Origin of the sequence: Nocardia sp. JCM 34519.1, assembly GCF_020361265.1 — a bacterium.
GTDB lineage: Bacteria > Actinomycetota > Actinomycetes > Mycobacteriales > Mycobacteriaceae > Nocardia > Nocardia arthritidis_A.
In genome coordinates, this window is the sequence record NZ_JAIRBR010000021.1 from 39,437 (window position 1) to 64,161 (window position 24,725).

General features: G+C 64.6%; 26 protein-coding genes. 20 read left to right on the top strand and 6 right to left on the bottom strand.

Translation table 11 applies throughout. The features are described 5' to 3' along the window. Positions 1-20 precede the first annotated feature (20 nt). A complete protein-coding gene (locus tag LGY53_RS34950) occupies positions 21-257 on the top strand; it encodes a hypothetical protein (protein ID WP_225730969.1) in 237 nt (78 codons plus the stop codon). Further along, a complete protein-coding gene (locus LGY53_RS34955; protein WP_225730970.1) occupies positions 254-637 on the top strand; it encodes a hypothetical protein in 384 nt (127 codons plus the stop codon). Before LGY53_RS34950 ends, LGY53_RS34955 begins: the two co-directional genes overlap by 4 nt. Before the next feature lie 174 nt (positions 638-811). Here LGY53_RS34955 and LGY53_RS34960 read toward each other — a convergent pair whose 3' ends face one another. From LGY53_RS34960 to LGY53_RS34970, 3 genes are all read right to left on the bottom strand, one after another. Beyond that, positions 812-2,329, bottom strand: a complete 1,518-nt coding sequence (locus LGY53_RS34960; RefSeq protein WP_225730971.1) for an amidohydrolase family protein — start codon at positions 2,327-2,329, stop codon at positions 812-814. A gap of 146 nt (positions 2,330-2,475) precedes the next feature. Beyond that, a complete protein-coding gene (gene fabG / locus LGY53_RS34965) occupies positions 2,476-3,174 on the bottom strand; it encodes a 3-oxoacyl-ACP reductase FabG (RefSeq protein ID WP_225730972.1) in 699 nt (232 codons plus the stop codon). Between the two features lie 59 nt (positions 3,175-3,233). Beyond that, on the bottom strand, positions 3,234-4,181 hold the full coding sequence (locus LGY53_RS34970; protein WP_225730973.1) for a hypothetical protein: 948 nt from the start codon (positions 4,179-4,181) through the stop codon (positions 3,234-3,236). Between the two features lie 637 nt (positions 4,182-4,818). Between LGY53_RS34970 and LGY53_RS34975 the strand changes: the two genes are divergently transcribed. From LGY53_RS34975 to LGY53_RS34985, 3 genes are read left to right on the top strand one after another with little or no spacing between them, the layout of a single operon-like run. Then, entirely contained in the window at positions 4,819-5,319 is a 501-nt protein-coding gene (locus tag LGY53_RS34975) for a hypothetical protein (RefSeq protein ID WP_225730974.1), read from the top strand. Then, positions 5,316-6,479, top strand: a complete 1,164-nt coding sequence (locus LGY53_RS34980; protein ID WP_225730975.1) for an MAB_1171c family putative transporter — start codon at positions 5,316-5,318, stop codon at positions 6,477-6,479. Before LGY53_RS34975 ends, LGY53_RS34980 begins: the two co-directional genes overlap by 4 nt. Further along, entirely contained in the window at positions 6,476-7,888 is a 1,413-nt protein-coding gene (locus LGY53_RS34985; protein WP_225730976.1) for a cytochrome P450, read from the top strand. The genes LGY53_RS34980 and LGY53_RS34985 overlap by 4 nt, the downstream gene beginning before the upstream one ends. Here LGY53_RS34985 and LGY53_RS34990 read toward each other — a convergent pair. The 3 genes from LGY53_RS34990 to LGY53_RS35000 form a co-directional block, all read right to left on the bottom strand. Then, the gene (locus LGY53_RS34990; protein WP_225730977.1) at positions 7,836-8,300 is read right to left on the bottom strand and encodes a hypothetical protein; all 465 of its coding nucleotides are present in this window, start codon (positions 8,298-8,300) and stop codon (positions 7,836-7,838) included. The two genes, LGY53_RS34985 and LGY53_RS34990, sit on opposite strands and share 53 nt — an antisense overlap. Next, the gene (locus tag LGY53_RS34995) at positions 8,297-8,977 is read right to left on the bottom strand and encodes a hypothetical protein (RefSeq protein ID WP_225730978.1); all 681 of its coding nucleotides are present in this window, start codon (positions 8,975-8,977) and stop codon (positions 8,297-8,299) included. The genes LGY53_RS34990 and LGY53_RS34995 overlap by 4 nt, the downstream gene beginning before the upstream one ends. Positions 8,978-9,614: 637 nt before the next feature. Further along, positions 9,615-10,130 carry a helix-turn-helix transcriptional regulator gene (locus LGY53_RS35000; protein WP_225730979.1) on the bottom strand — a complete coding sequence of 172 codons (516 nt, stop codon included), beginning with the start codon at positions 10,128-10,130 and terminating at the stop codon, positions 9,615-9,617. Positions 10,131-10,824: 694 nt separating this feature from the next. On the opposite strand from LGY53_RS35000, the gene LGY53_RS35005 reads away from it, so the two are divergent. From LGY53_RS35005 to LGY53_RS35075, 15 genes are all read left to right on the top strand, one after another. Next, positions 10,825-11,139, top strand: a complete 315-nt coding sequence (locus LGY53_RS35005) for a hypothetical protein (protein WP_225730980.1) — start codon at positions 10,825-10,827, stop codon at positions 11,137-11,139. After that, positions 11,136-12,551 carry a hypothetical protein gene (locus LGY53_RS35010; RefSeq protein WP_225730981.1) on the top strand — a complete coding sequence of 472 codons (1,416 nt, stop codon included), beginning with the start codon at positions 11,136-11,138 and terminating at the stop codon, positions 12,549-12,551. Before LGY53_RS35005 ends, LGY53_RS35010 begins: the two co-directional genes overlap by 4 nt. Positions 12,552-12,703: 152 nt before the next feature. Further along, positions 12,704-13,384 (top strand): hypothetical protein, encoded by a 681-nt coding sequence (locus LGY53_RS35015; RefSeq protein WP_225730982.1) that lies wholly within the window; start codon positions 12,704-12,706, stop codon positions 13,382-13,384. A gap of 2 nt (positions 13,385-13,386) precedes the next feature. Next, positions 13,387-13,653 carry a hypothetical protein gene (locus tag LGY53_RS35020; RefSeq protein WP_225730983.1) on the top strand — a complete coding sequence of 89 codons (267 nt, stop codon included), beginning with the start codon at positions 13,387-13,389 and terminating at the stop codon, positions 13,651-13,653. Continuing rightward, on the top strand, positions 13,650-13,934 hold the full coding sequence (locus LGY53_RS35025) for a hypothetical protein (RefSeq protein ID WP_225730984.1): 285 nt from the start codon (positions 13,650-13,652) through the stop codon (positions 13,932-13,934). Before LGY53_RS35020 ends, LGY53_RS35025 begins: the two co-directional genes overlap by 4 nt. Positions 13,935-14,305: 371 nt before the next feature. After that, complete coding sequence (locus tag LGY53_RS35030; protein ID WP_225730985.1) at positions 14,306-14,557, top strand: hypothetical protein; 252 nt, start codon at positions 14,306-14,308, stop codon at positions 14,555-14,557. 518 nt (positions 14,558-15,075) lie between these two features. Beyond that, positions 15,076-16,287, top strand: coding sequence for a hypothetical protein (locus LGY53_RS35035; RefSeq protein ID WP_225730986.1), 1,212 nt, complete (start codon positions 15,076-15,078; stop codon positions 16,285-16,287). After that, a complete protein-coding gene (nrdH, locus tag LGY53_RS35040) occupies positions 16,284-16,523 on the top strand; it encodes a glutaredoxin-like protein NrdH (protein WP_225730987.1) in 240 nt (79 codons plus the stop codon). The genes LGY53_RS35035 and nrdH overlap by 4 nt, the downstream gene beginning before the upstream one ends. Further along, on the top strand, positions 16,523-16,867 hold the full coding sequence (locus LGY53_RS35045) for a hypothetical protein (RefSeq protein ID WP_225730988.1): 345 nt from the start codon (positions 16,523-16,525) through the stop codon (positions 16,865-16,867). Before nrdH ends, LGY53_RS35045 begins: the two co-directional genes overlap by 1 nt. A 264-nt stretch (positions 16,868-17,131) precedes the next feature. After that, on the top strand, positions 17,132-19,135 hold the full coding sequence (locus LGY53_RS35050) for a cutinase family protein (RefSeq protein ID WP_225730989.1): 2,004 nt from the start codon (positions 17,132-17,134) through the stop codon (positions 19,133-19,135). Positions 19,136-19,310: 175 nt separating this feature from the next. Next, positions 19,311-19,709 carry a hypothetical protein gene (locus tag LGY53_RS35055; RefSeq protein ID WP_225730990.1) on the top strand — a complete coding sequence of 133 codons (399 nt, stop codon included), beginning with the start codon at positions 19,311-19,313 and terminating at the stop codon, positions 19,707-19,709. A gap of 642 nt (positions 19,710-20,351) precedes the next feature. Further along, positions 20,352-21,983: a hypothetical protein gene (locus LGY53_RS35060; RefSeq protein WP_225730991.1), complete on the top strand. Its 1,632-nt coding sequence runs from the start codon at positions 20,352-20,354 to the stop codon at positions 21,981-21,983. Positions 21,984-22,181: 198 nt separating this feature from the next. Further along, entirely contained in the window at positions 22,182-23,141 is a 960-nt protein-coding gene (locus tag LGY53_RS35065; protein WP_225730992.1) for a ParA family protein, read from the top strand. After that, positions 23,141-23,368, top strand: coding sequence for a hypothetical protein (locus LGY53_RS35070; protein WP_225730993.1), 228 nt, complete (start codon positions 23,141-23,143; stop codon positions 23,366-23,368). The genes LGY53_RS35065 and LGY53_RS35070 overlap by 1 nt, the downstream gene beginning before the upstream one ends. Positions 23,369-23,415: 47 nt before the next feature. Next, positions 23,416-24,651, top strand: coding sequence for a hypothetical protein (locus LGY53_RS35075; protein ID WP_225730994.1), 1,236 nt, complete (start codon positions 23,416-23,418; stop codon positions 24,649-24,651). Positions 24,652-24,725 lie beyond the last annotated feature (74 nt).

Sequence of the window (24,725 nt, forward strand, 5' to 3'; positions counted from 1 at the left end):
GTGCGGTGTACAGTGCTGGCATGGCCGATCAGGTGGAAGTGCACGACGCGCAGGGACGGATCTATCACGTGCCCAGCGGTGCCATGCGCGAAGGCCTGCCACCCGCCTACTTCGACGACGACGAACGTGAGCACGAGATCCGCGACCTACAGGCTCAGATCAATCAGTACCCGGCCGAGGAAGTCACCGCGGCACGCGCGCGGGTACAGAGCCTGATCGCCGCGGTGGACGCCATCGCCGCCGCCGGGGCGGCGTGAGCACCGCCGCCGACCACACTGTTCTCACCGCCATCACCACCACACCGGTCTTCGGGGACATCCTCCTTGAGGAATACGCTCGTGACCGGCGGATCATGGTGGTGCCCACCACCGCGGTGATGCTCGCCGCCCGGCTCACCAACGGCAGCCAGCGCTTGGCCGCGTTGCGGTCCTCCCACCCCGCGGTCATCAAATGGGTCAGCGTCGACGACGCGGCCTTCAGCATCGGCACCCACATTCCCCGCCGCAACGGCGCCGGGCAGGACTGGACCGCCGACGCCCCCGTCGTCTGGGCCGCCCAACGCCATGGTCTGCCGATCCTCACCAGCGAGCCCGACCGCTACCGAACCTATGGCGTCCCCCTGGTCGTCATGCCCTGACCACGCCGGGCCGCAGGCCGGAAATGCTGGTTCTGCCTCGAAGGGACATGCCATCACCGCAGGTGAAACATCATTTTTCGTACCGACCGGCGCTCCGCCGAGCAACCCCGTGACGAATTCGAATGGTGGAACCGTCTGACACAGATCAGAAGGTTCCGGCGCCCTGATTCGGCGCTATCGGGCTCGTTTGAGGGCGTATCTGATCAACAGATCATGAAGTGGTTTGACATTGGTTCTGAAAACCGTTGCAGCCAAGCGCTGTTCGAAGCTGGACCGCCTGGTGAGTGGGGCGAACTGGCGCATAGCGCGCAGGGGCTTGTCCGAATCGAAGGCGGTAGAGCGTTTCAGTACCCTTTTCGTCGACTCCAGCAGTCGGTCGGTCAATGCGGCGAGGTCGACGCCGACGAGTGATCCCTCGCGCTTGCGGACGACGCCGTCGGTAAGGACGGTGGCGATGTTGCCTGCGTTGGCATAGAGCACTACCGCGGCAGTTGCATCGACGACCGGGGTCATGTTCACGTCGGTTTTGCGGATCGCAATGATGTCGGCGCGCTTGCCGAGGCTGATACTGCCGACCTCATCCGCGAGGCCGAGCGCCTCGGCACCGTCGATCGTCGCCGAGCGCAGGATGTGCTCGACCGTCATCCCCAACTGCGTGGGAAACAAGCCGCGGCGGGCGAGTTGCTGATTGTCGAGTCCCCGGGTGACCTGCAGAGCGAGGCGCATCTGGGTGAACATGTCCGAGGACTGGTTGGAGACGATATCGATGCCCAATCCGGCGCGACCACCAGCGGCGGCGAAGCGGGCCAGGGTCGGCAGGCCCATTCCCATCTGGAGTTCGGTTTCGGGCGTGACCGAGAGCGCGACACCATGCTCGACCATCAGCTCCAACTCTCGGTTGGTGAGTGCTGCGCCGTGGACCAGCAACAGGTCCTTGTCGAGTTCGCCTGCGGCGCCGAGGCGTTCGACGTAGCGGGTGTAGCGACTGGGCTGCCCGATCCCAGCGTGGGCAGAGATCGTGTGGGCGCCGAGTTCGCGGGCGAAGTGGATTTCGCGAAGGGAATATTCGATCGGAAAGAATTCGAGTTCGCTCAGCGCCATCCCCCAGCGGATGCGATCGTCGTTGGAGGCGGTGAAGTGCACCTCGCGAGTGCGACGGGCGTTGTCCCACAGTCTCGTTGGCGGGTGGAGAACTCGTTCGATCGAGTCGGGATTGTCGGTGTCGGGATTGGGGAACAGGCCGTAGCAGAAGACGCCTCCCGCGCCGGAGTCGCGAAACGCGCGGATCGCTGCGGCGGCGTGTTCGGCGGAGTTCATGATGTGGCAGTGGTCGAGCAGCGTCGTGGTTCCGGCGTTGAGCGCATCGAGGTATCCCATCAGAATGCCGATGTAGACATCGTCGGGTTCGTAGCAGGCGCTGTAGACACCTCGAATGAGAGCGGCGTAGTCCAGCAACGTGGAATTCGCCATCTGCCCGCGCAACTGCGTCTGCCACATATGACGGTGGGTATCGACGAATCCGGGAAGCACGATGTGATCTCGGCAATCGATGGTTTCGTCCGCGGGCGCGTCGAGGTCCACACCGATCCGGGTGATCCGGCTATCGGTGATGAGGACATCCGCGCGGGCGAGTTCGCCGTAGGCGGGGTCCATAGTGAGCAGGTGGCCATTGCGTAGAAGAGTCGTGGTCACGCCGTTGCGCTCCTTTTCGCTTGAACGTGAGATCGATCCCCGTGATTCACAGCAGGGAAGTGTCGTGTATCGGGGTCAGCGGCCCGTGAACACGAATGCGCCGGTCTCGCGATAGCGCGAGACCGGCGCGTTGTCGTGAAGTCGGCTCAATGGCCCATAGCTATGCCGCCGTCGACCGGGATGACGGCGCCGGTGATGAACCCTGCGTCGGGACTCAGCAGGAACGCGACGGTCGCGGCGACCTCCTGCGGCTTGCCGAATCGACGCAAAGGCGTTGCGGCCAAGGCTTGTTCGACGACACCATCGGCGACATCGGCGGCCATCTCGGTCTCGGTGAAACCCGGGGCCACGACATTGGCGGTGATCGACCGGGAACCGAGCTCACGTGCGATCGATCGTGCGATGCCCACGACACCGGCTTTGGCCGCGACGTAGTTCACCTGCCCGGGCATACCGGCGAGACCGGAGGCCGAGCCGATGATCACGATTCGCCCGGTCCGGTGCTTGATCATGTTGCGGCTGGCCCGTTTGGCGACCCTGTAGACACCGGTCAGATTGGTGTCGATGACGCGAGTGAACTGGTCCTCGCTCATCCGTGGTAACAGCGTGTCCTCCTTGATGCCCGCGTTGGCGACCAGCCCCTCGACGGGGCCGTCCTCGGTCTCGATCGTGCTGAAGGCCCGGTCGACCGAATCCATGTCCGTGACATCGCATTCCACGCCGCGCACCCCGTCGGGAACCCCGGATCCGCGGTGCGTGCCCCACACCGTGTGTCCCTCCTTGACCAGGTAGCTGGCTACCGCGGCGCCGATTCCACGGTTGGCGCCGGTGATAAGAACACGCACGAGTAGTACCTCCAAAGTTGTTATACGAGTTGATAATTCAGTTGTGGGAGCAGCGATGTTCAGGCAGCTGATTTGTCCTCGGTCAGCAGGATGATCGCGACCGGGTCGCCGTGACGCTCCTGTGCGCTGTGCAGGGCGAACTTCGTCGCGATGAAGGGCTCACCGTCGATGGAGATCTTCTGCTCGATGCCGTCCTCGGCGTCCGGGCTGGCCAGCTCTTCGAGGTCGACCTGGTCGAGCACTTGGCCGACCTTGCTCTCGCTGAGCGGGGCCAACTGGCCCACCGTCGTGATCGGGATCCGATTCCTGCGTTCCACCAGCAGCAGAGTGGCTTTGGTGAACCGCACGATCGGGGCGATGTTGGACTCGAAGTTCTCCCGCTCTCGCAGCACCAGCGTCAAGCCGTAGAGGGTGCGCTGGGCGCCCTCGGCGGTGACCCGCAACCGGCAGCTCGACCACATGTGCACCCAGTGCTCGGCCGGGCGCAACGACCAGTAGGAATCGATCAGCAGACCGTCGTCGCCGGTCAGCGCGTCGTAGTAGCCGCCGCACATCCGCCACGCGTCCTCCGGGCACAGGAACGTGAACAGGTGCTGGACGTGGCGTTCCTCGCCGGCCGCGCGACCATCACCGATCAGGCCGGGGTCATCGCCGGTGGTGCGGGTGGTCATTGCCGTCATGTCCAAAAGCCACACGTTGTAGGTGGGCCGTTCCGTCGGCGGCGTCGCAGCCATCCAGACCAGAAGTCCCACCGGCGTGCCGTCCGAGGCCATCTTCAAATCGGTTTCGATCACCAGGCCCTCGACAGCAGGCAGCGGGCGGCCTTCGAGTCTCGCCTCGACCACCGCGCTGAATGCGACTTCGCCTGCGCGGTCGAATCCGAGGTTGGTCCGGACCCGGCGCAGTGGTCGGGCGACGCGCACTCCCCCGGCGCTGTGAATGAAAACTTCTTTGCTGAGCTGAGTTCCAATGACGTCTACGGCGATCCACGTAGCTGGTAGTGCCATGCCGGTCAGCTTAAGCGAGCCCACCGTCAGCATGCCGGTCAGTTGACTAGGACGGCCTGTACCGCATAACTGCTGGTGGTTGTTGTCAACTCGGTTGCGCCATATCGAACACCCTTGCTATCTTCACCAGAGCTGTAGTGCATTGCTACTACGGCGATTTCGCGCCGGCGGTGAGCCTCTCCCACCGGAAGCAGAGGCCCTCCCTACGGGTGGGTCTGCTTTCGGATGCGTAGACAAAGGGGACCACCGGGCAATGATCATCACCTTCGACAAACGACCCGCGAGTGATCAGCACTGCGTCGAGGCGCTTTCCGCGCCACTGCGCCAGGTAGCGGGCACGTTCCTCGGGAACGGTCGTGATCATGATGAGAAACCGGCCGTGCGACGCCCGGCTGGCCCGCCGGTGACGGGCCGGTGCATGTCCTCAGTGGCGGGGACATGCCGTTTGCGCAGTTCGGTGACCGCCTGCTCTTCTCCGACAGCTCGTCGGCGCCGCCAGCAACCCGGTCCTGTAGTGATCGGTTTGTCGAATCGCATTGGAATACAACGACATACAACATGGCTCACTCGACCGGACGGCTACCGGACAGCGCTGTCGGACTGTGGGTTGTGTTGGGAGAGGAGGGGGTGATCACGAGTGGATGAATCGACTCGCCGGGTGCTGGCAGCCAAAGACGCCGTGCTCGACCTGATTCCGAGCCCGTGGAACCGAGACCGGTTTCTCACCGAACTGGGGGCCCTGCGGGGACGCCCGATCGAACTCATGCCGGTCGCATCCACCCCGCTGACGGGCCTGCTCGGCGCGGGACGCGGAACGCCGTGCGGGTTATGGCTGGAGTGCGCCGCGGCGGACGTGATCGCCTTCGATGCGGGGACGACCGATTACCACGTCGATCAGATCATCGCGCACGAAGCAGGGCACATGCTGCTCGATCACGGCGCGGACACCAGCGGTCTTGAAGGCTTGCAGGAGTTGCTGCCCGACATCGACCCGGCCACCATTCGGCGGGTACTAGGGCGATCCCAGTTCGGCGACCACCAAGAAGACGAAGCCGAGATGTTCGCCGATCTGCTGCTTTCCAGCACGTCACGGTATCGGACGAGCCGGCCGATGCGATCGTTCTGGAGAGAGCTGTGACATCGTCGCTACCGGCGCCGATCGCCTGGTTGATCATCGGGGTCACCTTCGCCCTGGCGGTGCTGCGATGCGCGCTGGGACTGCACGCTCGTTCACGGCCGACGGACCGGCTGGTCACCTATGCCCTCCTTTTCGCGGCGGGCGCGGGCTTCCTGCGCGAGCGGGCCGCACAGCAATTGCTCGCCGACCTGGGCCTGTTCAGTATCCGATTCACCCAGCAGCTGTCGGTAGCGTTCATCGCGCTCACGCTGGCCCCTCTTCTGCTGCTGGCAGCCTCCTGGTCCGAGCTGTGGTCGACCCGTGCGGCCGCGACCACCCGAGTGGTATGGATCGCGGCGTACGCGTCGGGGGTGCTGCTCATGATCGTCGGCGCGCATGCGCGATCGCTGGACGCGCAGGTGGAGCTGATCCCGGGCTGGCAGGGGCCGGTATTCATCCTCGTCGGGTTCTCCGGATGGGCCGGCGTCGGAGGGCTTCTGATGGTGGCCATGTGCATTAGGGAGCTGCGACAAGGTGATCTGCGGCCCACTCATCGGCGGACTTTCCTGGCTATCGTGATCCTCGGCATTTGGGTGATCGAGGAGGCCGTCACCATCTGGGCCAGCTCGATCTGCGCGGCGCTGGAGGTGGCGGATAGTTTCGTCGAATGGCGTTTCCGCGCAAGCCAATCCGGCTTTCTGAGTGTGCTGGGGTGCGCCACGCTGGTCGTGGCGGCAGGTATCGCTACGGAGATCGCGCGCCGGCTGGGGTGGGATTCGGCGGCGCGTACGTTGCGCCAGCTCGCCCCGATGTGGGACTCGCTGGTGACTGCGTGCCCGGAGATACCCCGGCCGCGCCAAGCGGCGGCCGGGAGCTCGCATCAGCGGCTGCACCGGATGACGATCGAGATCCGTGATGCGCTGCTGGTCTTGGGCCGCTACGCAGAGCCCCCGGCCGACGACACCGACGGGCCCGCCGCAGACGCGATTCAAATCATCCGAGCGTTGCGACGCAAGCAATCCGGTGCAGCACCGGGGCAGTACCAGCGGCTCCAGGCGTCCGCGCCGGGCCGCGACATCGTCGACGAAATACAAGCTCTGCGCAGAATCGCTGCCTATTGGAATGATCCGCGGATCCACGCGGAGGCCGAGCCCCTAATGGACGGAGAACGAACACGATGACCACGACCACACCAGCCACCCGGCCGATCCGGGCCCGCGACCGCGTACTACCGCACCCGCCGTACCGGCTGCCGTTCCTCGGCGACATCTGGGACCTGCGTGTGACCGAGACCAGCCAATGGGGAATGGAAGGGTCCCAGAAGTACGGCTCGATCTATGAGCGCAACATCTTCGGCAGCCGGGTCACGTTCGTGTCGGATCCGGACCTGCTCCGCGAAATCAACAGCGACGAGGCGTGGACGAAATTCCTGGGCGGACCACTGCCCCAGTTGCGGACGGTTGCCCGGGACGGTCTGTTCACCGCGCACAACCGAGAACCCAACTGGGCCAAGGCACACGCGATCCTGGCGCCGGCGTTCACCGCGCCCGCGATGCGCGGCTACCACGCCACGATGCAGGCCTGCGCGGCCGAGCTGGTCGACTATTGGTCCCAGCGCGGCGGAGAGTGGATCGACATCCCCAGCGACACCAACAAAGTCGCGCTCGAGGTGATCGGCCGATGCGGGTTCGGATACCGGTTCGACTCGTTCGGCCGCCCCGATCCGCACCCGATCGTGACCGCGATGCACCGCATCCTGACCCACCTCAACCGCGCCACGTACTCCCATCCGTTGATCGAATCGACCCTGTTCCGCAGCGCAGGCGCCCAGCACCGGGCCGATGTCGCGTTCGTCAACCGTGAGGTGGACGCCGTGATCGCGCAACGGATGCGTGACGGCGCCGGGGACCACGGTGACCTGCTGGACCGGATGCTCACCGTGGCCGACCCCGAAACCGGCGAGCAGCTCGACGCCACGAACATCAGACACCAGATCCTCACGTTCCTCGCCGCCGGTCACGAAACCTCGGCCGGCACGCTCGCCTTCGCCCTGCACTACCTATCGATCCATCCGGAGATCGCCGCACGGGCCCGTGAGGAGATCGCGCAGGTCCAGACCACCGGTGACGAGCTGGCGTTCGAGCAGGTCGCCAAACTGCGCTACGTGCGGCGGATCATCGACGAGACACTGCGTCTGTGGCCGACCGCGCCGGGATATTTCCGTAAGGCGCGTGAAGACACACTGCTCGGCGGTAAGCATCCCTTCGAGAAGGGCGAATGGGTATTCGTAGTTCTCCTGCAGCTACACCGGCACGAACTGTGGGGCGCCGACCCGGAGGCGTTCGACCCGGACCGTTTCCTGCCCGAGCGGATCCGGGGCCGCCATTCCGAGTTGTACCGGCCGTTCGGAGTGGGGATGCGTGCTTGTCTGGGAAGGCAATTCGCCTATCACGAGCTCATCCTGGTGCTGGCGACGATCCTGCGCCATTACGATCTCGAGGCCGATCCGAACTATCGACTTCGAGTCCGGGAGACGATCACGTTGAAGCCGGATGCGTTGCGTCTGAAGCTTTCTCGCCGGGAGTCCTGATCGTGCGGAAGTCCCGCGTGCTCAGCTCCCGGGTCAGCGCGGCGCGATCGGAACTCGCGGGCTTCCCACGGAGCTTGACCCGGCTGACACCCGAGTCACGCAGTACTCGGAGAAGGCCCAACTGGACGTGCATGGCCATGACCCTCACGGCATCGCTGTCCTCGGTGAGGTACCACGAGGGCTGGCGGAAATGCGCGGCCAGGGCGATGAGGACCGTCGCCGGTGGATGAGGTGCGGTGCCGGCGCGAATCGCGCCCAGTAGGTGCACGGAGACATCGACCCCATTGGCGCGCAGGGCCTCTGCGACGAAGTCGGTGGTCGGTTCGTCATCTTCGACACCGTGAATTGTGCGGAAGAGCATGTTCACACGGTCAGCGAGCGACGGCGGGTCCATCGGTTCGGGCTGGTTCATCGGCTCGCCTTCAATCTCTCGGAGAATCGGGTGGTCGTCGCCGCGTCGAGCTCGACCTGAATGCCCGCCAGCCATCGGCGGTAGAGCGCTTCTTCGCGCTCGTCGTCGGCGCACTGGTCCAACGGCTGGTCCAGGAGATGGCCGAGCATCGCGACCAGCGGGCCGAGGGCTGCGTTCTGTCGCCGGTTCGTCTCGAGCAGTTCGGTGACATACCGGGAATACAGCGGTTGGATGGCGGCGTCGAGGCGCCGGGCCGCGTCCTGCATGGCGGGGGCTTCGGATTTGGCGAGATCGTTGATCTCCTGCGCGACCGTGAGCACGCGCCCGATGATCTCGGCGGAGACCACCACGTCGGTCGGGCCGACCGCCATGCTGCCGCGCCGGCGCAGCGGGGTGGGGTTGCCGCCAGCGGCTACCTTTGCCGCCGACCCGGGTTCCCAGTCCAGACCTACATCCAAGTTCCGCAGCGTCGCTGTTTCGAGCGTGGTCACCTGACCACGCTCGATTTTGAGCAGGGTCGGTTCGGTAGGGCCGCCCATCTGGTGGATCCGTCGACGGCTGCGGCGGAGTTCCTCGCGCCTGGCAATCACCAGGCGGCGCAGACGTGCGGCACTGGCCTTATCCATCACCACGCGGTCCAGTCGCGCGGGGGCTTTACCCATCGGTCCTGCCTCCATGCCACCCGACAATTGCGTACATTTTCGTTATCCTATGCACAATTCCCGGAGGCGGGAAGAGCGGTAGGTCCGGGGGTTGCACAGTTCATAGTGGTCAATGATGCTGGCTCATCGTCGATTCGCCGCAGTCGGAGGCCACTCCTGTTCCTGCCGTTGATCTTCATTGACTTGTGCCTAAGTTTTCGTAGGATTTGCGTATGATTCCCGGGGTGGTCGGTTGGTTTGCAGTCACGCAGAGGCGTTCGCTGGACCAGCCGCGGTTGCGGTGTGCGCGCCGTTGTGCGCCCGCGACGCAGAGACGATGGCGCGAAAGTCCTGTGGCTGTCGTGTGATGCCGAGGCACAGATCGACTTTCAGAACTCCGGGGGGAGGAAGTGATCAGGTGAACGCAGTGGAGCATGAAGCCGGCCGGGCTCAGCACGGCCCGCGGGGCGCGCCCCAGCCGCAGTGCGGGGTCGTCGCGGACCCATCACTCCTGGCCCGGGGACTCGTCCGTGTCGTCGACGGATGGCTCGGTCAGGGCGCATCCGGTGGCGAGGCAGGACCCGGGTCGCCGAGCTCGGCGGCCTATTCTGCGTTGTCCTATGGTCACCACATCAACGACTCCTGGCCGCACCTGGCCGCACCCGTAAAGGGTTCAGGGTTCGGCTTCGGCGTCGCGGCGGCGGGTGTTGTCGTAGGCACGCGTAACCAGTGCTTCGTCGGCCCCCTCGCCGAGTGCGTCGGCCAGTTTGGTGACGTGATGGGGCATCAGCCGGACGGTGCCGATCTCCAGCTCCCGCACGACGGTGGTCGGCAGGCCTGCTTTTCTGCCGAGTTCGGGCTGGGTCAGCAGCGCCATGATGCGCAGATCGCTGAGCATCGGGTTGTCGCGGTCGTAGGTGTAGAGATCGCCGATGGTGACCGGTGCCAATCCCCTGTCACGGTGGCGCTGTTGCAGGACCTCCAGGACTCGGCGCAGCAGGTCGATCGACGGAGTCGCGCGGCCGCTGAGCCAGTTGGTCAGCGTCTGGCGCGAGACGTCGGAAAGCCGCGCGAGGGTGTAGTTGTTCAGCCCGGCCGCGTCGATCGCGTCGGCGAGCTTGTCGGGCAGGAAGCCGCGCAGGACGCGTCGGCTCACCTCGCGCTTCTTTCGATGGTCATCGTCAGTCACGATGCCCGACCTCCTCACATGGTTACACTTCTTGACGTTATGGATTGACGTTATAAATTGGACGGATTGAAGCCAAGGAGGGAGGTTTCGGGATGAACAGAGCAACATCGCCGCAGCACCGCGGTACCGACTGGGTCTGGGGGAAAAGCCTCAGCCCGTACCTATCGGCGCTTCCCACCGCCCGCGCGGCGAGCCAGCCGAGCAAACTGCGTGACAACTTCGCTACACGGATCTCGATGGCCGATATCTCCCCCAGCGGCGCGCGGAGGCTGTGGGGCGAAACCTTCGGCGGCAGGGCGGCCGGTGCTCTCTCGCCAGAACGAATTGAGATCGGCCCAGCCGATCCGAAGGGAGGTTCCGCCACGGACAGATAGGGGCGAAACCCCAGCTCGTCTGGGTGTCCGAAGTTAGTGCCTTCCCCCCTTTGCAGAGGGGGGAAGGCAGCGAACTCACTCCAGGAATCGCGGTTGCAGCCGCTCCCGGAGCACGTGCAGAAGGGCATCTGCAGTTGTCAACAGTAGTGGTTCACCTACCCCCTTGTCGCCGGGAGTGGTGGTGCGCGACTCGTGCGCGCCACGGTTTTCCCCGGTCACGCGCATTGTTCGGCCGCTCGTGCCGACGCCGCGCGGAGTCGGTTAGCGCTGTTGTTGCTGTTCTCCCTGACGTTCTCGGCCAGCCGCCTTCCGAAGCACTGTTGGTGCTCACCTCGGCAGGCGGCACCTGGTCGGTGCTCTGCACGGGCATCGCGATCTCCGATCACTCGACGACCCTCGCCTTCGCAGGCCGCGAAGGCATCGACGCGGCCTACATCGTCGTCGTCGCCTCCACCCGTACCCCGGCCGCGTTGGCCGCAGCCGATCGGCTGCGCGCCGAGCTGGTCGGGGTCGCGGTGCCGGTCGTCGCATCCCTCTACGCCCACACCCTGCACGCCGGAGCGTCGTTGATCGACCTCGACACCGGTGCAGCCATTGGGCTGATCGTCAACCCGCAGAAGGAATTTCAGCAATGAGCAGATCAACACAGCCGAGCACGCCGATGGTGTGCCCGCACGCGGCCCGCGCGCCGCGGCGGCATCGCCGCGCCACCGCAACCCGCCCGGGCACCCTGGCGGCGGTGACCCTGTCGGCGACCGTCGTGCTGCTGAGTTTCGGCGCCAACGCCACCGCGGTGGCCGCGCCGACCCAGACCCAGCCCGGGGTCACCGGTTCGGATCCGGCCCAGCCGGGCCCGTCCACCGGCCAGCAGCCCGGCACCACGACCGCGCCCGCTCCCCCACCCCAGATCGCCCTGCCACCGCGGCCGACCGAGCAGTCGCCGTTGGGTAACGCGCTGCCCGAACCGGCGACTCACGAGCTCACCGAATACCGCCAGCCGCCCTCACGCACCGGCGGTACCCGGCCGAAACCCAACGGGAATGGTCCGAAGACAACCCCGGCCCCGCCGTCAAGCCTCGACGAGGATTTGTCGAGTCTGCACGCGCCCGAACCCGTCGAGCCGCCCAAGCTGCTCGTCCCGGTCGCACCGGAGTTCCTCGGCATCGGCGACGCCAAAATCGTTCGCCCGCAATGGTTTCCCGCCGATGCCGCCTGGAAGATCAACGCCCTCGCCTCCGAGAAACAGCGCGATGTCGACACCTTCCTCAACTCCGTCGGGTTCGATCCGAGCCGTTCGACCCGGATGGGCACCGGCATCGTGTTCGGCACCGGCGCTGGAGCCGCCGTCGGGGCCACAGTTCTGGGCGTGCCCTCGGCCGCTGTCGGAGCAGTCGGCGGGGCGTTGATCGGCGGCACCATCGGCGGGATCGCCGGCGCGGCCGCGGGCACCCTGATCCCGGTGCCGATCATCGGCACGGTCACCTCTGGTGTCGCGGGGACCGCCGCGGGCGCGGCGATCGGCGCCGCGGCCGGTGCTGCACTGCTCGGCCTTCCCGCGGCCGCGATCGGTGCCGGAATCGGCGGCGGAATCGGCGGCACGCTCGGCGCGGTGGCCACCGCCGGTGACGGATCCGATTTCACCCCGCCACCCGAAGGCACGACCTCGCCGGAAAGCCCTCTGCCGCAGCATGATCCGTTACACGACCAGATCCGCAAGGCTCCCGACAGCTTCGTCGTGCCCGGGCAGAACGCGGCCGAATGGCTCCAGAAGCAGCAGGGCGAACAACCGGCGCTCGACTCCGCCGTCACGGCCGAAGCCCGGGACGGGGATCAGGCAAACGGTGCGACCCAGCAGTTCGGGCCCGCCGGTACCCAGTTCGCGCGCGAGGTACTGACCGCCGCGAAATCCGATCCGTCGACGGCCGCGGCCGCCACTGCGGCCGTCGACGTCATCGCTGAGCAGCAGCCTTTCGCCGCCGGCCAGTTCGGCCCGCTCACCGATGCGGCCAACGGCGTGCTGGCCGCGGCGCAGTCGCTGGTCCGGTAGCAGACCGCCGGGGGCGGCCTCGACGGGCCGCCCCCGGCCAAACCTCATCCCCGGCAACCGATTACGGCGCACCCAGTGCGCCACCTGAACTTCCCTGCGAAAGGGGGCCCACCATGAACACCTTCGTTGACGCCCCGCGAGGGCGTCCGCGCATGGCAACGCGCTGCGCCAACCGGATGACCCATGCCAGCGCGCGCCGCGTCCTGGTCGACCACTTCGCCGACGACACCGGACACCGGTGCCGGACATGCGATTTCGTCTACGACCGCGAACGCCCCAATTGCCCGCCGGTCGCGCGGGCCCTGGGCTGGCTTGCCGAACATCCTGAACGACACCAGCTTTCACTGACCAAGACCACTGCCGATGTCCTCTACCGCCTCGCCAAGGACCACCGGCCCGTCGAGCCGGGACGGCACCGGTGCCGCCGCTGCGCTGTCCCTTACCTCGGCGGCCGTCTCGAATGCCCGACCCTGCGCGCCGTGCGCCGCGAACTGGCCAGCCGCGGCTGGCTGCCCACCCGGGCCGAAGCCGGGCGCGCGATCTGTGCGGGCAGCACCCTGTGGCAGGTCGACGGTCACGGACGCCACGACTGGCAGCGCGCCGTCGACGGCTGCCACGCCTGCCCGCTGCTGCGGTCCTGCCGCAGCCAGCTCGCCGCCGCCCAAGAACGCGGGGACAACCCGCGGCTGCTGATCGTCGCCGGGCACGTGTTCAACTCCAACGGCGAGATCGTCGCCCCCGACGACCTGGCCGGATACGAGCAGCGGCGCTGCGGCACCGTCGCACGTGTGCGCGGCCGCGGGCGCGCACACGTGCCGGGCAGGGTGGCCTGACCATGGACGAACTCATCGCCACCGACCGGGACGGACGCACGTGGGCGCTGGTGCCGGTCGAGGACACGGTGCGTGCCCGCCTGATCGACGGACACTGCACCCCCGCGGTCATGGATGCCGTCGACCTGGTCGACACCTACGGCCCGCTGACCCTCGTTCCCGCCCGCCCCTCCCGATCATGGGCCACACGACCGGCCTACACCTCGGCGACCCGGCCGCGCACCACCGGATACATCCCCTGCCCCGGCAACGCCAAGGCCCTGCCGTGAAGCCCTCACCGTTCGGCGCCGAGGTGCTGCGCGATATCGCCGACCGAGTCGCCACCGACCCCGAAACCGCCTCCCTGCAAGAGATTCGGGAGGTCGCCCTGATCGCCCGCAACCTGCTCGACGAGCAGATCCGGGCCGCGCGCCCGGCCCGCAGCGCCAACGGCGAGCTCTGCGCGCTGATCCACGAACTCGCGTGGGTACCCGCATGCCCCGCGTCGCAAGGATGCGCCTTGAACTCCCTCCACCGGCCGCGCCTCGCGGAAGGGACCGAAAGTGCCTGACCCACAGCAGCCTTCGATGCGGCGATTCCGTCACGCCCTCGACGACGCCAGGACACGTTCTCGTGTGCCGGCAGCGGCGGCTCGCTCGGAGTCGACGAGCGACACGCCGCCCGAGCGGCGAATTGACGTCCCGCGCGTCGTTTTTCGTCAAAACGTACGGCGTGTCGATACACATTTCTCGAGGTCTCGAGGAACGATCTTCGTTTATGAAGGACGATGCTGCGCCACGGCAACAAGGCCGACCGCGGAAGAACGGGCGGCGGGTAGGGTTCGCTGCCCCGAAGTCGTTTGCGGATGCCATCGACAGCTGGGGACCCGAGTTCACCAGGCACACCGACCGAGTCGAAGCACTGGTCCAGATCGGATTGACGGTGGCGCCACGCCATCACCGGCCGATCACAGCCACCTACACCGGCGTCATGGAGCACGTCTACGCCAATCTGACCCCCGAGGTCGCGCGCAAAGTTCTGGGGCCGGTACGAACCGGGCGCACCACGATCACACGTCGAATGATGACGCTGCTGCACTACGCGATGCTGGATCAGGGCGTCGAACTGGCGCTGGAAGCGGCCGGGATGCTGCCCACCGAGGAACAGCTGGAACAGAGGACCGGGACCATGTAGGGCCCCAGACGCACGAAAACCCCCTCAGCTTTGGCGGGCGGTCGGGGGTCTCGCGCCATATTGACTTCTCATCCAAACGATCGGAGGAACCTCGTGGTTCTACCAAACGCCCTGGTGTCTATATGACCTTGCCCAGTGTAAAGCATCTGAGCCGGAACCAACTAGCTGTGTGCGACTTCGCACCGCTTGTCGTGTTTCCGTGCACGGATATCTGCTCCGCCAGGCACCGGATTCGACGCTCCCGCCTGACGCTGACCATCTCGCGGGCGCGTGATCGGCCTTCGCTGATCCCCCGCGTGTCGATCTTGTCGCACCCTCCCGCGAGAGGAGGTGCTGTCACCGCGCTGATGCGCTGATTCCCTAACCCCCATATTGCTCCGCAACACCATGTGAGCAGCACGGAACCCCTTCGGCAAAAGGGATTCGGTGCTGAGGGCGACCACCCTCGAATGCTTGCCGGAACCGATGACCAGGTCGGTCCCGCGGTTGTTGCTATCTCAGAAAGGTTTGTTGCCAGCATGGGCAGCTACCAGGGTAACGCATGCTCTTTTTCAGACACTGCAATTAGTGATGAACTCGCGGCGAAATGGAAAGAGGATTTCGCTCGCGCGGCTGAGAACGTCGAGCAGATCGAGCGTCTCAATGCCGATCAGCGCGGTGGATCGTGGTCGATTCCGGTTCCGGAAGGCGTGTCGGGACGCATCCCGGTGTGGACAAGCCCCGAGAGCTGGCGCATCCAGATCCAGGTTCTTCTCCGCACCGAACGCGGCGACAGACTGCGGGCCGCCCAGGATGTCGCACGGGAGAAGGTGCTCGATGTCGCGGAAGCGATGTCGACGTTCGCGAACCGCGTCGACGGGCGCGGCATGACAGCGTCGAACTTCGCGATCGCGCGTCGGGCAAAAGTTAGCGAGCGGGTGGTCTCGCGGGTGAAGCGCCTTCTGCTCGATCTCGGGATGGCGGTCGAGGTCCGGCGGGGCCGTCGGTTGTCACCGATCGAACGCATGGCGGCCACGGCCCACCACCACGGCAAGCAGATCTATGCCGCCTCGGTGTGGTACCTCACCAGCCCGCGCCACGCGGTCCTCGCCGTGGTCCCGCACCGCCGGTCGGCATCGATCGGACCGCGCTCCCGAGTCGTCACAGCCATCTGCCGAAACCCCCAGGTCAGCGTCGGTGGCGAGCTACCCCCCTCTAGGGGGGTTAGTAGTTCATCTTGCGTTAGGAAGTTCTCACCAACACGCGCGAAAAATCGCGCTGGTCGAGCAATCGATCACAAAACTGCAGGCGAAGGACCACGAGCGCTGCACTTGCAAAAAGCCGCCGCCGTGCTGGAGAGCCGTTTGCGGTGGCGATACGGACAGCTCAAGCAGCACATCGGTGTCGTCGCGGACGCCATCGTCGGCGTAGGCATCGACACCGCCCGCTACAGCGGTGAAGACATCGACAAGCTGCTCAACAGGTACGCCCGGGAGTCCGGCTGGAGCTGGCCGAGCCAGCTCACCAACCCGAAACGGTTCCTCACCACTCGCCTCGCTCGCATCGACTGGTCCGGACCATCCCCTTCCGAGCAGGCCGCCGCCGCGGCGGCGGCCGCCGCCCGGCGGGCGCAGGAGCAGGCCGCCGAGTTCGCTCGGCGCCGGGCCGACGCGTCCAGCCCCGAGTTCATCGCGCAGATCCGTGCACAGATCACCCAGGATCTCAACCGCAAGAAGGGAATTCACCGTTGATCACCGTCTACAGCAAACCCGGATGCGTCCAGTGCAACGCCACCTGCACCGCGCTTGACAGGACCGGCCTCGAATACGAGGTCATCGACATCACCGAGGTTCCAGCAGCACGAGAGTTGGTGCTGGGCTTGGGGTATCTGCAGGTCCCTGTGGTGGTAGCCGGTGAGCAACGGTGGGCGGGGTTTCGACCGGATCGGATCCGTGCACTGGGTTCTGTCGCCAGCGAGGTCGCCTAGTGACAGAACACCAGGACTTCGTCGAAGACTACGAATTCTTTCGATCGTTCGCGATGTCGGACAGCCGGATCGCGCGATTGATGGGCATCAGCGAGCAAGCGCTGGCCAAACGTCGCGAACGAGCCGGAATCCGCGGCGGTGACTCCCCCGTGCATGCTCGGCTGACACTGTTGATCGAATCCAGGCGAGAGTTCGATTCTCTGGACTTCCCAATGACGTTCGCTCCTCAAGATGTCGCAAGTGTGCTGGCCGTCGCCAAACGCCAGGGACTGATCGTTCGGGTACGGACTCGCCCCGATCCGTTCCACGGCCACAGGATCGGAGTCTTTCGTGCTGCGGTGTAGTCACAGGGACCTGCCATCTATGCAGCTCAGCACGGCATTCAGTGAGTTGCCGACAATCCGGGTGATGATCCAGGCCGCGCAGCCCAGAATCTGGACGCGGTCGTCGTCAGCGGCTTGTCGCCTCGCGGTTATCCACAGAGCTATTTGAGTTGCTACCTGCTGTTTTCTGACACTGAGCCCGGCTCGCCACGAACGAACCGCAGCGGCACGTCGCTATTTGCTCGCCGGTGAGCCTCCCGCCCGGAGCTCGGCAGTGAGGTACAGATGTCAATTCATTCGACCAGGCGTTCCCTGGCAACCACTCTGGTGGCCACCGGCATCGCCGTCGCGTCGTCAGCTGTGGCGGCGCCGGCCGTCGTACAGGCCGCACCCGCCGGTTGCGCGGCCACGTTCAACCTGTTCATCCCCGGCACCTGGGAGACCAACCCGGGCGCCGACCCCACCCAACCCATCGGCATGCTCCGGCCAGTGGCCGAAGCGATCCAGCGCGAGAACGGACCTCGCGCCGATATCTACTTCACGCCCTATATGGCGCGTGCCTTCGACAACGGCCACACCTACGCCGATTCCAAACAGACAGCACTGGACAACGCACGAACTGCGCTGCGCGACAACAACACCCGATGCCCCAGCGCCCGCTACACCATCACCGGCTACTCCCAGGGCGCCGACGCCGCGGGCGATCTTGCCTCCGAGATCGGCAACGACCGCGGCCCGGTTCCCGCCGACAGCGTCCTGGCCGTCGGACTACTCGCAGACCCCGGCTCGGGCACCAAAGGCGAAGCCGTCGTCGGCCCCAGAACCGACGGCAACGGCATCGCCGACCCTCGGCCTCAGGGAATGGGCAAGCTCTCGGGCCGCGTCGCGTCGATCTGCGACCCGAAAGACCTCTACTGCTCGATCCAGAAAGGCAACAACCCACTACTGGGCACCCTGGGCTCGATTCTGAGCAAGACACCCAGCGGCACCTCCGACAAAGACAAAGACAAAGAACAGGTCGGCGGCAACACTCCCCTGGCAACTGCGCTCACCAGCGATTTCTCCAAGGCCGACCTGCCAGGCATGGCCAGCGCCGTCGGTGAGCTGACCTCGAGCCTCACCGCGCCCGGCGGTGCCATCGACCTGTCGAAGATCGTCGGTACTGCAACCAAACTGCTCAACACCATCAGCCCGCTCGCCGACCTGATCACCACCGGCGCCGCCAACGCCCCGGCGACCTCCCAACTAGCAGCCGCACCCACCGGAACACCCGAGAACAACGCCAGCCAAATCCTTACCAAGGCAGGCCAATCCGATCTACCCAGCGCCGTATCAGCCATCGGCACCATCACCGACACCGCCAACAAACTGATCAACAACGGCGTGCGAACCGTCCCCGCGAACTCCCCCGACGCCACCACACTCACTACCGCGGCCAACACCCTGACCAGCCAGGTCGCCCCGTTGACCTCGGCCCCGACCGACACCCTCGGCTCGGCTACCGGCATCCTGTCGGTGCTCAAGCCCAACGTGCTGCTCAACCAGGCCCTCAACGTCGTCACCAACGTCACCGCACTCGACCTCCCGGGAATCCTCAACAACCTCGCGCTGCTGCCCCAGAAGGTCGCCGCGATGGACGCCCAAGGCGCGCACAAAGTCGCCGGTGACCTCAACAACCAATTCCAACCCTTGGTGAAATTGGTTGCCGCCGTGGATCTTCGATGGATCTCCTCGATCCTGTCGATCATCCCCGACCCCCAGGGCTACACCCAGATCGCGGCACTGATCGTATCGATCCTGTCCAATGTCGACGTCATCAAGCTGGCCAACATCGTCGGCCAGATCCAGGAAGTCGCCTGGTCAGCGATCGAGAAGCTCGTCCCACCACCGGGACAAGCACCGGATCTGGCCGGCGCCGGTGCCGCGCTGACCGGATTGCTACCCGTCGGCTTGGACCTGGCCTCGGTAGCGGTCAACATGCTCACCGGCAAAGCCCAGAAGACCTCGCCGCAGCTGCTGGGCAAACAGGCCAACACCGCCGCCAGCACCATCACCCGCCAAGCCCAGAACCTCGACCTCAACGGGCTCACCGGCTCCCTCGCCCAGATGGCCAACTCCTCGGGAGCCAACGACCTGGCCACCCTGATCGGCGACGGCCTCAGTGCCGCAAGCTTCTTCACCTCCGGCGCGCACACCAACTACGGATCCCTCGTCGTAGACAACTCCGGTCGCAACGCCATCCAATGGCTCGGCGACTGGCTGAACCTGCAAATCGGACGCGCGGTATGAAATGTCCCGGCGCACGATCCGGCCGCACGATGGACCTGGTTACCGACTGCAAACACTGCCGTCGCGACACCCGTTGGGTGCCGCCAGCACTTTCTACCGGCGATGCCGGCCGCGACGAACTACGCCTTCGAGCTCGCCGTGCCCCTCAAAGCCCGCGTAGACAGGTGACCCCGTCATGATCAGACCTGCTCCCCCACCGAGATTTGCCTCGATCGGCTCTGCTCTCTACCTCACCACCGGCGGTGCGGCTGTCACTGCGATCTGGTTCGCGACACTCGACTTCGCCGCGGCAACGATGCTCTCTGTGATTGGTGCGATCTTCGGAGTCTCCGGTCTGGGCTATCTGATGGCTCGGCTGGGCCGATGGCCACACCCCGTGTCCTGGATCCTTGCACCCATCGCAGGACAATCCTGGGGAATATGGTTCTCGCTCGAACTCCTCATCGATGGACGTGGCGAAACCCTGTCCCACCTGGCTGGTATCTCCTCGGTTCTCTATGGGGCCGGGGCCAGCATCCTGGTGTTGTCCGTGCTCCGCAACGAAGATGAATCGGCCACGTCGATCCTCCAGTGAGTCGGACAGCGAGCGTTGGCTGGCACCGTGGCGTTGGAACTGTCAGACGACGCCTTCCGAAAGCGTCGGTGCTGCCGGTGACGGCTAGCTGCGCCACGGCTCTGATCCTTCAGCGAGTCAGTTGTCTCGGTCGTGCATGGTCTTGTGTTTTCGAGGGAGGGCTAATCTCTCACCGCGGCTTGGTACTTGGTGCCTCTGGATACGCCTGATCTCGTAGAGTGACGGACGGCTCCCCTGCCATCCAGTTTCTTGAGTTGGCTGCTGTGGTTCCTAGTCGAATCTCTTATGAAACTGGCAAGACTCGCCGCTGAGGTCTTCCGCCGCAACCGACTCGGCCCCTAGCATATGGATCGCTTCATTCGTCCACTGTGCAGCCATTGCGGCAGGCAAGGTGTTCCGTCAACAACAGTCCCGGCGAGTCCGCTCCTGGTTCGCCGAAGTGATGCACGGTGCATCACTGGTGACCCAAGTCGGTGATGCACCGTGCATCACTCCTTCCGCCAGGTGATGCACGGTGCATCACCTGGCGGACCGCAAGTTGACTCGATCTCCTCGTGTGTCGCAGGCGAGAATTCCGCGTTGGCGCCGATCGCCATGTACGGTGCTAATTACCTGTCATACATGTATTAGAAGGGCAGTGAAATGGATAAGACGGAGCGACGAATCGTCAAGCCCACCCGAACGACAGTGAATCGGTTCCAAGGAAGGCCCGGCGGTACCGCGCTGGATCGTGTCCGTCAGGTAGTGGCAGGGAGTGACAACGCCGGTGCCGACTCCCCCGGCGAGACGCAAGGTTCCGACAAACGTGGTGGCGGACTTAGCAGCGTGATCGCCAACGTCACCAACCTCGCTGTCGAGGCCGGGCTCATGGTGCTGCCTGATGTCGAAGTTGCCGGACTGGCACCACACCCGTGGAACAATCCACGAAGGTCGGAACCGCAGCCAGGAAACTCGAAATGGGATGACCTGCTCGAATCTGTCCGCGAGAACGGCGTGAAGATGCCGGGCTTGGCGGTCACTCGCGAAGCCTTCGTCAAGGCGCATCCTGAGCTGGATGACACGATTCCTGACAACGTTACTCATGTCTTGATCTACGGACATCGACGGCGCGCTGCTGCCATAGAGGCCGGGCAACCGACCATGCCGCTGATCATCGATGACAGCGTTGTGGAGGATGGACTCGATCTCGATCTGATGACTTGGGAGAACTGGGGCCGTGACGACCCGGACCCTGTCGACCTCGCCCACCAGTTCGCTCTTTACAGCGAGAAGTACGACCTGGGCCAACGAGGGATCGCCACCCGGGTGGGCGTGAGTCAGAGCAAGGTATCGCGAATTCTTTCGATCAACCTGCTGATTCTGGAAGCCCAGCAAGCCGTGCGCACGAACAAGCTCGGCGTGACGGAGGCGGCGAAGATCGCAAGCGACCTGCCGTTCGGCCCTGTACGCCGTTGGCAAGAGAAGGACAAGAGCCCGATCGACCGGGACCAGGACACAGAGCAGCGGGCCGACGAACAGCGCGCCGTCGTGGCGTTGATTGCGGATGGCATGACGGCGGCACGGGCTGTCGCGCGTGTAATCGCCGAGCGAAAGGCGCGAGCGCAAGCAATTGCCTTGGGTATCGAGCTGGTTGAAGACCCGGTTTCCCGATTCGGAGAGCAGTACGACGAGTACAGGATCGCGGGTCCGGACGAAGATTCGAACCTGGGTGAAGTCGTCGCTGCCATCGATCCGGATACGGGGACACTGGCGTTCTATGCCACCGAACAAACTCCAACAACGAACGATGTACCGTCTTCGCCGGACCCGAAGCCTAAGCCTAAGCCAGGTGTGGCCGCAGAGAAAGTAGATGCCAAAACCCGCGCCGTGGCCCAGAAAGCCCGACGTGCAGCCGTTGCGCAGCTGGCCGCCAGGGGAGCGGGGCGCGAGAAATTGAGCGGCTTGCTGTTCGCTCAGTACCGACATCGAATCAGCGCCGCCGACAACTCCAAGGCATGGGCTATGGCCCACGCATGGCTGCGCAGCGCAGATCTGGTCGCTGCAGACACAGTCGAGACGTGGCAGCAGTCGGTTATTTCCGAGCCTGACGCGAAGGTCTTCCAGCGAGCCATCTGGGCGGTTGCGCTTGCCGCTGCTGAACTCCGTGTGTCGGACAAGGCTCACGAGTGGGACAACGGTGACGCCGAGTTTCTCGGGCTGCTGGCAGAAGTTGAAGACTTCACCCCCACTGCCTGGGAAGCCGAACGTTTGCGTGCCGTTCGAAAGGCGGGCTGACGTGGCCCCTATGCTCACACTCCAAGTAGGTGATGCACAGTGCATCACCCCATACGACACTGCAACCGAACCCTACAAGTCGCGATCGTTTCGCCACCTTCAATCCGTGGCCGAAGGCGCTTGTATCAACCTGCTCGTCGGGGTGGGTGATGCACGATGCATCACCCACCCCGACGGCTCCAACGTGAGGATCAGAGCATGAGTGTCTATGCATTCATGAGCATGGCCGGATCGACGGGAAAGTCGGCAAGCCTAGGCGCTTTCGCGTGGTTATTGGCCCAGCAAGGCCTAAAGGTGCGATTGATCGACTTCGATGCTCAGGCCAACACGTCGACCGTCTACGGCTACCCCTACTACCAAGGTTTGACGGTGGGCGATGTGGTGCGAGAGAAGGCGTCTATTGGAGAAGTCGAGGTCTTTGCGCAGCGGTACATCGGCGTTGACGCCGATACCAATGAGATTGTGTACGAGCCGATCCCGAACCTGACTGTTGTGCCGACTTACCGAAAAGCTCTTACTCCGCTGATTTCCGAGTTGAGCGGCGCCAAAGTGAATCGTCTACGCAAGGCGCTTGTGGTAGATGCTGACCAGCGACCGGAAGCGCAGCCCGACATCACCCTCATCGACTGTGGCGGCACCGAAAGCCCACTGCTGATCGCCGGTGCGCTGGCAACGAGTGCGTTCGATGACGACGATCGCCCGGGTGCTTGGGGTGTGATCACGTGCGCCAAACCAGCGGGTAAAGAGATCGAAGGAATCCCTGACCTGATCGAGTCACTGGCGGACTGGCGCGAGACCTACAACCGCCAGCTCGAACTGGTCGCTGTCGTTCCGACCATCATTCCGGCCCAGGGAGGCCGAGTCGCCAAGGAGGATGAGCCGGATCGGTATCAGTTCCGGATCGGCGGTGGGTACCGGGAGATGCTGACAGATCTTGAAGCTGAGTACGCCGACGCACTGATCGGTGGAGTCACTCCACCGATCCGTCGAACTGTGCAAGTCGATCACGCCTACTCCGCTCGGACGCCGTTGGTGCTGTTCAAGCCTTCAGAGACCCGCGACATCATGGACGACTACGCAGTCGCACTGGCTCATCTGCAGAAACGCGGCGTATTCGTCCCGCGGAGCGGATTACCGACGCGCAAGGCCGCCGTCTGATGACCGCCGATCGAGATCCGACGGTCAACGTTGACAAGACGTTGCACGGCCGAGCGAAAACGGCCGTTCGCCTGATGCGCAGCCATGGAAAGCCGACCTACTCGATGCGTACCTTCACAGACGAAGCCTTCGCTGGTCTGCTGCGCGAGATCGAGATCACGTACCACGACGGACACGCACTTCAGCCAGATCCACTCCCGCTCGAACGCGGGCGAATCGTCGAGTGATGCACCATGCATCACTCGCCCGGAACTCGTGTCAGGAACAGATGACAATGAATGATTCGATCCATAGCGACGGTGCTTCCGTTGATGCATCTGTCGCTGCAGAAGTGCAGAAGCACCCGACAGTCATTTCTGCAAAGGAGCAGGTCGAGCTCGCAGCCGCCCTAGGTCCGCTGCAGTCGCATCCCGCCGTACTCGACCTGCTCTCTAAACGAGAGCAAAAGGCTGAGCTGCGGGTAGCGCGCAAGCTTCGGGCCATGCATAGGCGCACCAAACTGGCGAGCGAACTCGCTGAGCTGCGTGAGCAGAACCAGGCCGACCGCGCCGAGCATCAACGCCGCAAGATCAGGCGGACTCGGCAGCTCGTCACCAGTGACGACTACCGGCGTTCCGTAACCGTCGAAAGGGCCGAAAAGACCTCACTCTTCCTGGTGGGACTAGTGTGCCTCGCACTGCTGTGGTCCGCGGTGAACGTACAGCACAACCTGATGCCTACAGCGACCTGGCGTGACCCGCTGTGGTGGCTCTCGTTCGGTGCTGAACTGGTCGTAAGCGGCTTCGTTGTAGCACTGATGCTCGTCTCGACTACCGCGACGATGTGGGGCTTAACTATCGATCGCACGAAGATCGTCTTCTTTGAGATTGCGCTGATGGCCACAACAATCGGGTTGAACGCCGGACCTCACGTGGCTGCGGGTGATTGGGGCAAGGCAGGGCAGTTCAGTATCGCGCCAGTCATGATCGGCACAGGTATGTGGTTGCACGCGTGGATTTCCAGCCGCTACGCGGAGATTCTTGAGTACGCGGACGCGAGGGTCTCTGCTGAAGCAGACCAGGGGCAGCGCAATATCGCCTATACGGACCGGCTAGGAACGACAGGAACCGCAGCGACCCTCTACTCAACAAGCTATGCGGTGGCCGCGGATCCACAGGATGCGGCGGGGGAGGAGCCCATAGAGATCGACTTTCACTGCATTGCAGAGCGTGTAGTCGAGGAAGCCGTCCCGTCCGACGATCCGCTGTATACAAATCCCCATGAGCTCGCACGGGTGGTCGACTTCGTCGAGGATGTCCTTCTGGCCGCCGAAGCCGGGCAGAAGTCGGAGGAGATCGCCCAGACGGCGAACGTCAATGAAGCCGACGTTGAGGAGATCCTGGCAAGGGCTGCGAACTTGCTACAGCCCGCCTCTCACCATCGCCATTTTGTGAAACCAACCAGTATTCGATCGGGTCGGCGTGGGCCATCGATGGCGCATCATTCTCATTTGTCAGCGCAGGCGTCATAGCCATTGTTCCGACAGAGACGGACAAGGTTCGACACAAGGCGACAACCGGTTCGTAGCGATAATTACATTAATAG